The 13121-nt window shown below is 75.8% G+C and carries 9 protein-coding genes; 4 read left to right on the forward strand and 5 right to left on the reverse strand.

The features are described from left to right. Nucleotides 1-18 precede the first annotated feature (18 nt). The 3 genes from ACZ518_RS07385 to ACZ518_RS07395 all read right to left on the reverse strand — a co-directional run bounded on the left by ACZ518_RS07385 (nt 19) and on the right by ACZ518_RS07395 (nt 4033). The gene (locus tag ACZ518_RS07385; RefSeq protein WP_469112039.1) at nt 19-1812 is read right to left on the reverse strand and encodes an ABC transporter permease/substrate binding protein; all 1794 of its coding nucleotides are present in this window, start codon (nt 1810-1812) and stop codon (nt 19-21) included. Beyond that, the gene (locus ACZ518_RS07390) at nt 1812-2873 is read right to left on the reverse strand and encodes a quaternary amine ABC transporter ATP-binding protein (protein WP_469112342.1); all 1062 of its coding nucleotides are present in this window, start codon (nt 2871-2873) and stop codon (nt 1812-1814) included. Before ACZ518_RS07390 ends, ACZ518_RS07385 begins: the two co-directional genes overlap by 1 nt. A gap of 200 nt (nt 2874-3073) precedes the next feature. Then, nucleotides 3074-4033, reverse strand: a complete 960-nt coding sequence (locus ACZ518_RS07395) for a SigB/SigF/SigG family RNA polymerase sigma factor (RefSeq protein WP_469112040.1) — start codon at nt 4031-4033, stop codon at nt 3074-3076. Nucleotides 4034-4287: 254 nt separating this feature from the next. On the opposite strand from ACZ518_RS07395, the gene ACZ518_RS07400 reads away from it, so the two are divergent. Next, the gene (locus ACZ518_RS07400) at nt 4288-4548 is read left to right on the forward strand and encodes a MarR family transcriptional regulator (RefSeq protein WP_469112041.1); all 261 of its coding nucleotides are present in this window, start codon (nt 4288-4290) and stop codon (nt 4546-4548) included. A 43-nt stretch (nt 4549-4591) separates the two neighbouring features. Here the strand turns inward: ACZ518_RS07400 and ACZ518_RS07405 are convergent, their stop codons facing one another. Together ACZ518_RS07405 and ACZ518_RS07410 are read right to left on the reverse strand one after the other, a co-directional pair. Next, nucleotides 4592-5392, reverse strand: coding sequence for a GntR family transcriptional regulator (locus ACZ518_RS07405; RefSeq protein WP_469112042.1), 801 nt, complete (start codon nt 5390-5392; stop codon nt 4592-4594). Between the two features lie 143 nt (nt 5393-5535). Then, nucleotides 5536-7074 (reverse strand): IucA/IucC family protein, encoded by a 1539-nt coding sequence (locus ACZ518_RS07410; RefSeq protein WP_469112043.1) that lies wholly within the window; start codon nt 7072-7074, stop codon nt 5536-5538. A gap of 202 nt (nt 7075-7276) precedes the next feature. Between ACZ518_RS07410 and ACZ518_RS07415 the strand changes: the two genes are divergently transcribed. The 3 genes from ACZ518_RS07415 to ACZ518_RS07425 all read left to right on the forward strand — a co-directional run bounded on the left by ACZ518_RS07415 (nt 7277) and on the right by ACZ518_RS07425 (nt 13036). After that, nucleotides 7277-8731, forward strand: coding sequence for an IucA/IucC family protein (locus ACZ518_RS07415; protein ID WP_469112044.1), 1455 nt, complete (start codon nt 7277-7279; stop codon nt 8729-8731). 57 nt (nt 8732-8788) lie between these two features. After that, nucleotides 8789-9451: a class I SAM-dependent DNA methyltransferase gene (locus ACZ518_RS07420; protein ID WP_469112045.1), complete on the forward strand. Its 663-nt coding sequence runs from the start codon at nt 8789-8791 to the stop codon at nt 9449-9451. A gap of 666 nt (nt 9452-10117) precedes the next feature. Next, on the forward strand, nt 10118-13036 hold the full coding sequence (locus ACZ518_RS07425; RefSeq protein ID WP_469112046.1) for an AfsR/SARP family transcriptional regulator: 2919 nt from the start codon (nt 10118-10120) through the stop codon (nt 13034-13036). Nucleotides 13037-13121: the final 85 nt, after the last annotated feature.

The following is a 13121-nucleotide window of genomic DNA, read 5'->3' on the forward strand; positions in this document are numbered from 1 at the left end:
GCCCCGGCGCGTGGTCCGTCAGGCGAGCGCGGCCACCTCCGGGTGATCGGTCAGCCAGGCGCGGACCGCCTGCTGCTCCTTGCCCTTGCCCATCTCCTGGATCTTCGCCTCCAGGCCGGTGAGCTGGGCCTCGGTCAGCTTGAACGAGCGGAGCCAGGCGGCGACCTCGGGCTCGTCGTCGGCGAAGCCCTTGCGGGCGAGGGTGTGGATGCCGTCCCCCTCGCCCCAGACGCCCTTGGGGTCGGCCAGTTTGGTCAGCTCGTAGGTGGAGTACGCCCAGTGCGGGGACCACAGCACGGTCACCACGGGTTCCTCCTTCTCGTGGGCCCGCTTCAGTTCGGCGAGCATGCCGGGGGTGGAGCCGTCAACGACCTGGTACTCCCCTTCGAGGCCGTACTCCTTGAGGACCTTCTCCTTCAGCAGGGACATGGCGCCCGCGCTGGGCTCGATGCCGATGATCCGGCCCTTGAAGCGGGCCCCCTTGCCCTTGAGGTCCTCCAGGGAGCGGACGTCCTTCACGTACGAGGGGACCGAGAGCTCGATGGAGGTGGGCCCGTACCAGGAGCCCAGGTCGTCCAGCTTGTTCCCGTACTTCGCCCAGTACTGGGCCTGCGTGACGGGGAGCCAGGCGTCGGTCTGGAAGTCGACCTGGCCACCGGCGAGTCCGGTGAACAGCGCGCCGAGCTCCAGCTGCCGGGCGTCGACCTTGAAGCCCCGGCGTTCGAGCAGCTCCTTCCACAGGTAGGTGGAGGCGATGCCCTCGTCCCAGGGGATGTAGCCGATGCTGACCTCGCGGCCCTTGCCGGTGTTCTCGGCGCCGGTCGCGGCGGCCGGCGATCCGGAGCCGCCGAAGGTGCTCAGTCCGCCGGCGACGAGGGCGAGGACGACGGCCGCGGTGACGGCGTACGCGGGCTGCGGGCGGTGGTTCCACAGCCGGGCCGTGCCGCTCGCGGCGGACCGGGCCAGGGCCTGGGCCCGGCGGCCGACCGGGGAGACCTGGCGGCCCAGGGCCCCGGTCATCCGGTCCAGGTACATGGCGAGGACGACGATGGACAGGCCGGCCTCGAAGCCGAGGCCGATGTCGACGCTGCCGATGGCCCGGTAGACGGCGCCGCCGAGTCCGCCGCCGCCGACCATGCCGGCGATGACGACCATGGACAGGCCGAGCATGATGACCTGGTTGACGCCCGCCATGATCGTGGGCAGGGCCAGCGGCAGCTGGACGCGTACGAGGGTGTCGCGCGGGGCGGTGCCGAAGGCTGCGGCGGCCTCGACCAGTTCGGCGTCCACCTGGCGGATGCCGAGTTCGGTCATCCGCACGCCCGGCGGCAGCGAGAAGACGATGGTGGCGATGATCCCGGGGACCACGCCCACGCCGAAGAAGATGATGCCGGGGATGAGGTAGACCATGGCCGGCATGGTCTGCATGAAGTCCAGCACGGGCCGCAGGGCGGCGCTGACCCGGTCGGAGCGCGCGGCCCAGATGCCCAGCGGGAGGGCGAACGCCAGCGTGACGAGGGTGGCGACGAGGACCAGGGACAGGGTGGACATGGCCTCGTCCCACAGGGCCACGGAGTCCACGAGCGCGAAGGCGCCGAAGGCGAGCAGGCCCGCGAGGAGACCGCGCAGCCACCAGGCGGCGAGGGCGAGGAGACCGGCGAAGAGCAGCGGTGCGGGGGCGGACAGCACGGCGTTCACGCCGTCGTAGAGGCCTCCGACCAGGGTGCTGACGGTGTCGAAGAGCCAGGACAGGTGGCGCTGGAGGAAGTCGACCGCGCTGTCGGCCCAGGCTCCGAGGTGCAGGCGGGGCATCAGGCGGCCACCTCCGCGCAGGCCATCGGGGGCCGTTGTTCGTCGCCGATGAAGGCGACGAGCCGGTCCTTGGGCACGGAGCCGACGACGGCGCCGTCCGCGCCGGTGACGGCGACCGGGTGGGGGACGCGGGCGCTGACGGAGCAGAGTTCGGCGAGCGGGGTGTCGGTGCTGACGGTGGGGCAGGCGCAGGCTTCGGCGTCCTCGGCGGGCTCGTCCATGACGGCGTCGGCGGTCAGGACGCGGGAGCGGTCCACGTCCTGGACGAAGGAGGCGACGTACTCGTCGGCGGGCCGGGTGAGGATGTCCTCGGGGGTGCCCTGCTGGACGATCCGGCCGTCGCGCATGACGGCGACCCGGTCGCCGAGGCGCATGGCCTCGTTGAGGTCGTGGGTGATGAAGACGATGGTCTTCTTCAGGGTCCGCTGGAGTTCGAGGAGCTGGTCCTGCATGTCGCGGCGGATCAGGGGGTCCAGGGCGCTGAAGGACTCGTCCATCAGGAGCAGGTCGGCGTCGGTGGCCAGGGCGCGGGCGAGGCCGACGCGCTGCTGCATGCCGCCGGAGAGCTCGTCGGGCCAGGAATTCTCCCAGCCGCCGAGCCCGCACAGCGCGAGCGCCTCGGCGCCGCGGCGTTCGCGCTCGGCCCGGGGGACGCCCTGGACCTCCAGACCGTAGGCGGCGTTGGCCAGGACGTCACGGTGCGGGAAGAGCGCGAAGTGCTGGAAGACCATGGAGACGCGGGTGGAGCGTACGCGGCGCAGCTCGCGCGGGGTCAGCGCGGTGAGGTCCTCGCCGTCGAAGAGGATGCGGCCGGAGGTGGGCTCCAGCAGTCCGTTGAGCATCCGCAGGAGGGTGGACTTGCCGGACCCCGACAGGCCCATGACCACGAAGATCTGACCGGGCTCGACACGGAACGAGGCGTCGATCACCGCCGCCGTGGTGCCGTCGGCGCGCAGCTCGTCGCGGTCGGCGCCGCGTTCGAGCGCGCGGACCGCGGCGGCCTGGCGGTCGGGTCGTCTGGCGAACACCTTGTAGACGTGCTCGGCCTGGAGCGTGGACACATACACCTCGCGGGTCGTACCGGGTCCGGCCCGCCGCCGGAGGCCGCGGGCCGGGGAGCGGGGCGGGATCGGCCCGCGCGGTCCGCACTCCGGCACAGCGGCCGGAGTGTGCGGTTCCGCTCCAGCGGCCCGCATGCCCGGCCTTCACCGCCGCAAACGGTGAAGTGATCCAACTCACGCCGGGGAGGGGCGAGGGGGTGTCAGCGGCCGTGATGCCCGGGAACCGGCTCGGGGTCGGCCAGCATGGACGTGCGCAGGTGGGCGAGGAGCCGGGTGAGGAGCCGGGAGACCTGCATCTGGGAGATGCCCAGGGCGGCCCCCATCTGGGCCTGGGTCAGCTCTTCGCCGAAGCGCATCCGGAGCATGGTGCGTTCGCGGTCGCTGAGCCGTTCCAGCAGCGGGGCCAGGGTCTGGATGTCCTCGACGAGCTCCAGGGCCGGCTCCTCCTCGCCCAGGACCTCGGCGAGGGTGTGCCCCTCGGCGGGGCCGTCGCCGTGCTCGGCGTGCGGGGCGTCGAGGGAGCCGCTGGTGTGTCCGTTGGCGGCGACCAGGCCCTCTATGACCTGGTCCTCGGTGAGGTCGAGGTACGCGGCGAGGTCGCGGACCGTCGGCGAGCGGTCCAGCCGGACCGTCAGCTCCTCCTTCGCCTTGGCTATGTCGATGCGCAGCTCCTGGAGCCGGCGCGGGACGTGGACGGCCCAGGCGGTGTCGCGGAAGTGGCGTTTGATCTCACCCGTGATGTACGGCATGGCGAGGGTGGCGAACTCGTTCTCGCGGGCCGGGTCGAACCGGTCGATGGCCTTGATCAGGCCGATGGTGCCGACCTGGACGAGGTCGTCCACGTCCCCGGCGGCGCCGTCGGCGCGGCCGCGGAAGCGGCGGACGGCGTACTGGACGAGCGAGGCGTTCATCTCGATCAGGGTGTTGCGCACGTACTGGTACTCGGGGGTGCCCTCCTCCAGCTCGCGCAGCCGCCCGAAGAACACCTTCGACAGCTCCCGCGCGTCCGCCGGGGCCACCTCGCGGGGTTCGTCGATGCGGGGCAGCCCGGCCGCCCGGGCGGCGGCCCGGCCGCTGTGGCGGGGACCGGGGAGGAGGGGGCCGTCGGTGCGGGCCTCGGCGGGGTCGGCGGTATGGGAGGGGCGGGCGGGGACCGGCATGGGGGTTCGCTCCTTGGGCTGGTCGGCTTGCGGCGCGGGACCTTGACTGCCCTCGACTCTGGACCGGATCCGCTCACACGTCAAGAAATACCGGAATTACTTTTCACGTCTTGTATCACGCGAACCGGGTGCCGCATCATGGCCGCATGGGGAGCCCGACACGCCGAGAAAACTGGACATTTCTAACAAATCACGCCCGCGTCCTGGTGACTCTCGCCCGGGATCCCGCGGCGCGTGTGAGGGATGTCGCCCTCGTGTGCGCGCTCACCGAGCGCACGGTCCAGGCGATCGTGACCGACCTCGAATCGGACGGGTACCTGCGGCGCGTGCGGGACGGGCGGCGCAACCGGTACGAGATCTCGGCGGGAGCCATGTTCCGGCACCCCGCCGAGGCGGGGGTGCAGGTGGCCGGCCTGCTCGCGCTGCTCACCGGCGCCCCCGGCGCCCCCGAACCCGCAGCGCCGCACGTCCCGCACGTCCCGGCCGTCCCCGCCGTCCCGGCCGTCTCCGAGTAGGCCGCGCCGTCCCGAAGTGGGGCCCGCCCGCCCCGTACGTGCGCTACGTCACACGGAAGGCGATCGCCTCGGGCTCGCGGTGGAAGGTCAGCCGGTCCCAGCCGGTGAACGCCAGGTCCGTGACGGCCAGCAGCCGGCCGGAGCCGTCGTGCACGGTGCGGCGTACGGACAGCCCGCAGGCGGACGCGGCGCCAGCCGGGTGGCTGGTGCGGGTCATGGTGATGGTCTCCGAGGTCCGGCCGCGCGCGGCGGCCCGCTCCAGCCAGCGGTGCAGCGGCCGCAGGTCCTCGCCCCGGGCCCCGTCCGGCCCGTCCAGGTAGGCCGCCAGCTCCGGGGTGCGGGCCACGGTGCGCGGGCACAGGTACGTCACCGCGTGCCGGACCGCGCGCCCGCCCGGGCCGTACACGTGGTGATGGTGGACCAGGGTGCGCTCCCCGCCGCCCATACCGAGCAGCCCGGCGAGCGACGGCGGCACGGTGACCAGGGCGAGCCGGGTCCGGGTGAGCCGGGGAGCGGGACCGGCCTGCCGGGCGGGCGCGGCCCGGGAGCCGGCGCGCGCGGCAGGGGCGGTGTGCGCGGCGGGGGCGGTGTGCGCGGAGCCAGGGAGGACCGCGGCCCGGGTGCCCCGGCGGCCGGTGACGACCAGTCCGTCGGCGCGCAGTTGCTGGAGCGCGGCCCGGACGGTCTGCCGGTTGACCTCGTAGCGGGCGGCCAGGGTGCGTTCAGAGGGCAGTCTGCCGCCGGAGGTCCGGGCGGCGCGGTCGAGTTCGTCCCGCAGCTGTGCGGCGATCCGCTGGTACTTGGGCATGGCGGCCGGGCCGCCGCCCCGCGAAGGGGAGGGCATGGCTTCTCCTCTGACGGGTGGTCAAGGACTGCGCGGTCTGCCCACCCAACCTAGCATTGGTCTATACCTTTCGATACGGGAGTTCCGGCGTCCCGGCCCACCTTGGCCGAATCCCACGAATCCCACGCCCGTCCGCCGCCCGCTCATTCCCCCCGCAACGGGTTGGGCAGCGGCAGGTAGCGCGCATCCGCGCCGTCCGCCCGGGTCCAGCGCAGCAGGAGGTTCGTCTTGGCCGGAAGCGCCGGGGCCGCGAGCAGCTCCGCGATCTCCGGCAGGCCGTACGCGGCGTCGTAGCGCAGCAGTTCCTCGCGTACCGCCGGCCACACCCCGCCGGCCGCCTCGGGGTGCCGCTCGGCCAGGGCTCCGCCCACCTCCGCGAGGTGGTTGACGACCAGGCAGTACACGAGCCGCTGCCAGGCGCCCTCGCGCGGCATGTCCCCCGGGAGTTTCACGCCCTCCGCGTCGCGGAAGAGGGCCTGCACCGGCATGCCCCGGCCGTCCACGGCGACCAGGCAGTTCTGGAGGTGGGCCTCCAGCACGATCCCGTGCCGGGCGAACAGGTCCAGGACCGGAGGCACCACATGGCGCAGGTACGCCCGCCACCAGCCGGCCGGGTCGGGCGCGGACTCCAGCGGGCTGCCGGGGAACCCCTCGGCGAGGGCGGCGGACAGCAGCGGCACCGCGCCCGCCGCCACCCCGGTGCGCAGGCCGTCTCGGACCATGACGGCCAGTTCCTCGAAGGCGAAGGCGGCGGTGCGGTACCCGCGGTCGCCCAGCCACACCGCGCCCGATCCGGTACGGCGGCGCAGATCGGCGAAGCCGGCCTCCACGGCGGAGTCGGTGCGGCGCAGCTTCAGCAGGTCGTGGCGCCACAGCCGGCGCACGTCGTTGGTGATCCGGACGTCGAGGCTGAACTTCGCGAACAGGTCGGCGTCCGGCCCCGGCGCGTACACGGTCCGCACGGAGGCGGTGGGCCACACCGGAAGCCGGGTCGGGCCGAGCCGCAGCAGCCGCCCGTCGGCGAAGGCGTCGCGCACCTCCCGGCATCCGCCGACCAGCTCCAGCTGCCAGGGGTGCGCGGGCAGTGCCCGGTAACCGGCGGGCGGGCGGGGGCCGTCGAGGATCCCGGCCAGCGCGTCGACCGCGTCGGCGGCGGCCCGGCCGCCCTCCTCGGCCACCTGGTCCTCGCGCAGCCCGAGCATCACGAGCGGGAACCGGGTGTGCGCCTCGGGGGCGTACGGCAGCCAGCTCGCGGCGGGCGCGCCGCCCCGGGCCTTGGGGGCGGGGTGGTGCGGATGGCCCATCACCAGGGCCTGCTCGGACAGGACGTACGGGTCCTCGGGCGCCTCGGCGGCCGCCCGGGCGGCCAGCAGCGCGGCGACGGCCCGGCGGCTGTCGTCGATCTCGCCGGGCAGCTCGTCGTTGGAGACGCCGGTGTAGCGGTGCAGTTCGTCGGAGACGAGCTTGACCAGTTCCGCGTGGCCGAGCGGATGCCAGCCGTCCGCCGTGTGCAGCTCCGCCCCGGCGGGACGGCGGCCGCCGGAGACCCTCAGCAGCCGGCCGCTGCCCCGCAACCGGTGGACCTGCCCGCCCTCGGCCTCGCCCACCTCCCTGAGCAGGCAGTTCAGGAGCGGGGCGGCGCTGTGGGCGTCGGCGGCGGTGTTGAGGTCCACTGGTTCCATCCGGTCCGTCTGCGGTGTGCCGGCGGTGCACGGGGAGGACCACCGGCCGTGATCTTCAGTATCCGCGATGATGACCTGATCATCGGTTGACCGACCCGAAAGGACCGGACCCCTGGACCGCAGCAGGCACGTTTCCCCGCCCGACTCCGGGCACTCCCCCGCCACCGCCGCCGAGGAGGCCGTCGCCGTCGCGCTGGCCGGCGTGCGGCCCGGGCTGGAGGCCGCGTACGAGGCTTCGCTGGACGGGGCCCGCTCCGCCGTGCTGACCCGGCTGTGGCGGGCGCTGGCCTTCGAACCGCTGCCGTGGGTGGTGGGCCGGGAGCACGGGCCGGACTCGCTCACCCTGCTGCTGGCCGGGGGCGGACGGCTGGAGGGGCCGCGCCCGGACCCGTACGCGACGGGCTCGCGCGTCCGCGAGGTGCGGCTCGACGGGCGGCCCCACCGGCAGGCGGCCCGGCTGGTCGACGCGCTGCGGGTGCCGCACGGCGCCGCCTTCGCCGCCGAACTCGACGGCAGCACCGCCTCCCTGGCCCTGTCCCGGGCAGGGCAGCCGGACGGGGAGCAGCCGGATCCGGCGGCCGGGTGGGAGTGGGAGCAGCGGGTGGTGGACGGGCACCCGTACCACCCCAACTGCCGCTCCCGGCCCGGCTTCACGGTGGCCGAGCAGCTGGCGTACGCGCCGGAGCACCGGCCGGTGGTGGACCTCGGGCTGGTCCCGGTACGGGCGGCGGAGTGCCTGGTGGCCGGGGAGTGGCCGGAGCACCTGCGCGACGGGGACCGGATCCTGGTGCCGGTCCACCCCTGGCAGGCCGAGCACGTCCTGAAGGGCGAGGAGGTCCTTCCGGGGTTCGCGGCGCACCCGCTGATGGCACTGCGCACGCTCGCCCCGGCGGGGGGCGGCCCGCATGTGAAGACGGCGCTGAGCACCCGGCTGACCTCCTCGGTCCGGGACATCTCCGCGTACTCGGTGGAGACGGCCGCCGTGGTCTCCGCCTTCGCCCACGCGCTGACCGAGCGGCTCGACGGCCGGCTGCACATCACCCGCACCCTGGGCGCGGCCACCGCGTACAGCCCGGACCTGGCGGCGGTGCTCCGCGAGCCCCCGGAGGCGTACGCGGGGCCCGGCGAGCGGGTCGTTCCGGTGGCGGCGCTGGCGGGGACGGGACCGGCCGGTTCGGCGGCCTGGCGGGCCGAGTTCGCCCGGCTGGCGCTGTCGGTGTGCCTGCGGGTGCTGGACCTCGGGGTGGCGCTGGAGGCCCACGGGCAGAACCTGCTGGTGGTGCTGGCGCCCGACGGGAGCCCGCTGCGGCTGGTCTACCGCGACCTGGCCGACATCCGGATCAGCCCGGCCCGCCTGGCCCGGCACGGCATGCCGGTGCCGCCGCTGGCGGGCCGGCTGGTCACGGACGACGTGGCGGTGCTGCGGCGCAAGCTGTTCGGCTCCCTGGCGGCCGGTGCCATCGCCTCGACGGCGGGTTCGGCCGGCGCGTTCGCCGACTGCCTGGCGGCCGGGCTGGACGGTACGGAGCCCACCGCCGATTCGGCGGCGCTGCGGAGCGGGCCGCTGCCGGTGAAGGCGCTCACGCTGATGCGGCTCAGTCCGGGGGTGCCGGGCGACCAGTGGGCGGAGCTTCCCTCACCGCTCGCCGGAGGCTGACCGGCCCGGGACCGTGGGGGGTGAGCCGGGCGGCCGGGCGGGCTACTGTTCAGGGGCATGACACAGACCTCGCGCCTCAGTGCCGTCCAGGCGTCCTACGACACCGTCGCGGTCGACTACGCCCGGCTGCTGAGCCGCGATCTGGAGGGCCGGCCCCTGGACCGGGCGGTGCTGAACGCCTTCGCCGAGTACGTGCGCGGCGGGGGCGGCGGGGCCGTCGCCGACCTGGGCTGCGGCACCGGCCGGGTGACGGCGTACCTGGACGGCCTCGGCGTACGGGCCTTCGGCGTCGACCTCTCCCCCGCGATGGTGGCGGTGGCCCGGCGCAGCTATCCGGGGCTGCGGTTCGAGGTGGGACGGATGGCGGGCCTGGACATGGCGGACGGGGTGCTGGGCGGGGTCCTCGCCTGGTACTCCATCGTGCACACGCCGCCGGGGGAACTGCCCGCCGTCTTCGCGGAGTTCGCCCGGGTACTGGCGCCGGGGGGCCATGTGCTGGTCGCGTTCGAGGCGGGGGACGAGCGGCGCCGGCTGGAGCACGCCTACGGCCATCCCGTCGACCTCGACGTGTACGGGACCCCGCCGGAGCTGATCGCCTCGCTGCTGGCCGGGGCCGGACTGGCGGAAGTCGCCCGGACGGTGCGCGAGCCGGGCGCGCACGAGCAGGGACCACAGGGGTTCCTGCTGGCCCGCAAGGGCCCGCGGGAACCTGCCGCCTGAGGCGTGCGCGGACGCCCGGGCGGGACGCGGCCGCGCGCGGCGCGCGGGCCCGACCACGGCCCGCGCGCCGCGCGGTGGGGGGGGGCAGGGCGGGCCGGCGGAGGTGCAGTACCGCCGGCCGCCCGGGACTTGGGGGGAGCGGTCAGCTCTGCCAGGCCCTGGTCGCGGATGTGGCCGCCGCCGAGGCCGGACACGTGACAGTGGCCGACGGCAGCCGACGGGGTCCGGCCCGCACTGGGGCGGCCGGAGCCACACCCGTCGGGGCGCCGCCCGCCAGGGCGGGGGTGGAGGCCGCGAGGGCCGGGCACGGACGATGGACAAGGCCATGGAGGCGGCTCCCTGTCTCCCGCTCGTCCTCGGAGGATGCCGGGCGGCCCGCGCTCGGCCCCGGCCCCACGGGGCTGGGAGGGCGGGTGCCGCGGTGCGGACCGTCCGGCGTGGAGAAGCCTTCCAGCGCCCGCAAACGCGGCCCTGACGCCCCGCTGAGGGAGCTTCGCCGATACTGGCGCCACACTGTCGTTCCGGTGCCCGCCCGTGCGTTGCCGCAGGTGCGGGCGGTGCGGGGCGGTTTCACGGGCCGGTGGCGATTGGCCGGGATCCCCCTCATCCACCGAAATACGGAGACATATGCTCGGACCACGGGGAAAGCGAACGGAAGGGGCATGCATGCGGTTCCGCGTGCTGGGGACGGTTGCCGCGGTGGCGGAGTGCGGGAGGCCCGTGCAGTTGGGCCCCGCCAAGCGGCGCAGCCTGCTGGCGATGCTCCTGCTGCGGCCCAACGCGGCCGTCGGCGTGGACCGGCTGACCCGGGCGCTGTGGGACGAGGACCCGCCCCGGCACTCCCGGACGGTCCTTCAGGGCCACGTCTCGCGGCTGCGGGCGCTGCTCGCCGAGCACGGTGCCGGGGCCCACGGGATCGAACTCCTCACCCAGGGACCGGCGTACGCGCTGCGGCTGCCCGAATCCCTGGTGGACGCCCACCGCTTCGAGCAGCTGCACCGGCTCGCCCGGGAACAGCACGAACCGGCCCGGACGGTACGGCTGCTGCGGGAGGCGCTCGCGCTGTGGGAGGGGCCGGCGCTGGGCGGGACCGTGGGCGGGCCGCTGCTGGAGGCCGCCGCGCACGGGCTGGACGAGCTGCGGCTGACCGCCGTGGAGGAGCTGGCCGGGGCGCACTCGCTGCTCGGCGAGCACGCCGCCGCGGCGGCCCTGCTGCGGGAGGAGGCCGTGCTGCACCCGCTGCGCGAGCCGCTGGTCGCCGCGCTGATGCTGGCGCTGGGCCGGTCGGGCCGGCAGTCGGACGCCCTGGACTGGTACCACCGCACGCGGGAACTGCTCGCCGAGCAGCTGGGCGTCGATCCCGGAGCGGTGCTCTCGGACGCGTACACCGCTCTGCTGCGGGCCGGCGAACCCGCCCGGGCCGCGACGGCCCCCCTGGCGGTGGCGGCCGGGGCGGCCGGCACGGCCGCCGGGGTGGCCGGGGAGCCCGGCGCGGGGGCCGCCCGGAGCGGCGCCGCAACCGCCGGGCCCGGCACGGGAGCCGGGACGGACGGGACGGACGGGACCGCGGGGACGAACGGGGCCGCGGGGACGAACGGGGCCGCGGGGACGAACGGGGTCGCGGGGACGAACGGGGTCGCGGGGACCGCCGGCGCGGCCGGCGCCGGGCACGGGCAGGCGCCCCCGGGCGCCCGCGCGGCGGCGGGGCCCCAAAGCCCACAGGGGCCCCAGCTGCTGCCGCGCCGACCCGGCGGCTTCACGGGCCGCACCGGCGAACTGGCGGCGCTCGACCGGGCCGCGGCCGCCGGCCCCGGACCCGTCGTCATGCTCACCGGCAGCGCCGGCGTCGGCAAGACCGCGCTGGCCCTGCACTGGGCGCACCGCCACCGCGCGGAGTTCCCGGACGGCCGGCTCTTCGCCGACCTCCACGGCTACAGCCCCATACCGGCCCGGGACACCACCTCCGTGCTGCGCGAGTTCCTGCTCGCGCTGGGCCTCCCGGCCGAGCGGATGCCCGACTCCCCGCAGGCCCTCGGCGCCCGCTACCGGGAGCTGACCTCCGGGCGCCGGATGCTGGTCGTGCTCGACAACGCCCGTGACTCCGAACAGGTGCGGCCGCTGCTGCCCGGCGGCGACGGCTGCGTCACCCTCGTCACCAGCCGCAGCCGGCTCGGCGAGCTGGTGGTCTCCGACGCCGCGCGCCCCGTACCGGTGCGCGAGCTGCCCGCGGCGCAGTCCACCGAACTGCTCGCCGCCGTCCTCGGTGCGGACCTGATCGCGGCCGAGCCGGAGGCCGCGGCGCGCCTCGCCGGTCTGTGCGACGGCCTGCCCCTGGCCCTGCGCGTGGCGGCGGCCCGGCTCGCCACCCGCCCGCACCAGGGCCTCGCCGCCTTCGCCGGCGAACTCGCCGACGAGCACACCCGACTGGACCTGCTGAACGTGGGGAACACCGGCGTCGCCGCCGCGCTCCGCCTCACGGTGCAGCACCTGCCGGAACCCGCCCGGCGGATGTTCCACCAGCTCGGACCGCACACCGGGGCCGCCCTCGACGTCCGCACCGCCGCCGCGCTCGGCGGCTGCCTGCCCAGCCAGGCCGCCTCCGCCCTGGACCAGCTGGCGGCCGCCCAGCTGGTGGTGGAGGCGGGCCCGCAGTCCTTCGTACTGCACGACCTGGTACGGCTCTACGCCCGCAGCCTGTCGCCGGGTCACGACCCGGAGGCGCTGCTGCGGTTGCTCGACCACTGGCTGCACACGCTCCTGGCGGCCTGCGCCGCCGCCGAGCCGGGCAGCGAGCCCTGCTGCGCGCTGCCCGCCGGGGTCCGGCGGGCCGCCCCCGTGCGGCCGTTCGCCGACCGCACGGACGCCCTGGCCTGGTTCTCCGCCGAACGGGACGCGCTGCGCGGCGCGGTCGAGTCGGCCGTCGCCGCCGGGCTGCACGACCGCGCCTGGCGGCTGGTGCTGCTCCAGTGGCCGCTGATCGTGTGGCAGGTCCGCGACGGCTGGGTGCCCCTGCTCGAACGGGCGCTGGCCTGCGCCGAAGCCGACGGCGACCCCGGCGCCCAGTCGCGCACCCGGGCCCTGCTGGGCTGGGTGCTGTCCGAGGAGGGCCGCCCCGAGGAGGCCCTCGCGCAGCTGGAGCTGGCGCCGGGCCTCGCCGCCCTGGCGGGGGACGCCAACGCGGAGGCCATCGCCCGGATCAACCTCGCCGTCGCGCTCGTACGGGCGGGCGAACGCGCCCGGCCCGCGGAGCTGCTGGCCTCGGCGCTGGCGCTGGCCGAGCGGGCACGCCGCACGGACACGGCCGCCCTGGCCCACCAGCACCTCACGGAGCACCTGCTGACCGTGGGCGCGCCCGAGGAGGCCGCCGACCACGCGGTCCGCGGCCTGGCCCTCGCCGTCCCGCCGGCGGCGGCGCCCCGGCGGGTGGTGCTGCGCACCCTGTACGGCGAGGCGCTGGCCGCGACGGGCCGCAGGGGCGAAGCGGTGCGCGAGCTCGACGACGCCGTCCGGGAGGCGCGGGCCCACGCGTACGAGGAGGGCGAGAGCGCGGCCCGCGCGGCGCTGGCGGCGTTGACGGAACGTTAGAGCCGATGCGCGGCCGTGGTCCGTTCGGGCGGGAAGCGGCGCGCGGCGGGCCCGCCTGCGCGGCGATCGGGCCCGGCGGTGGCAG

It is taken from the genome of Streptomyces sp. NPDC033966 (genome assembly GCF_055575955.1).

Bases quoted from the DNA above. Each gene is read 5' to 3' on its own strand.
- ACZ518_RS07385 (WP_469112039.1), bottom strand. From the start codon at position 1,812: ATGCCCCGCCTGCACCTCGGAGCCTGGGCCGACAGCGCGGTCGACTTC.
- ACZ518_RS07395 (WP_469112040.1), bottom strand. From the start codon at position 4,033: ATGCCGGTCCCCGCCCGCCCCTCCCATACCGCCGACCCCGCCGAGGCC.
- ACZ518_RS07405 (WP_469112042.1), bottom strand. From the start codon at position 5,392: ATGCCCTCCCCTTCGCGGGGCGGCGGCCCGGCCGCCATGCCCAAGTAC.
- ACZ518_RS07410 (WP_469112043.1), bottom strand. From the start codon at position 7,074: ATGGAACCAGTGGACCTCAACACCGCCGCCGACGCCCACAGCGCCGCC.
- ACZ518_RS07420 (WP_469112045.1), top strand. From the start codon at position 8,789: ATGACACAGACCTCGCGCCTCAGTGCCGTCCAGGCGTCCTACGACACC.
- ACZ518_RS07425 (WP_469112046.1), top strand. From the start codon at position 10,118: ATGCGGTTCCGCGTGCTGGGGACGGTTGCCGCGGTGGCGGAGTGCGGG.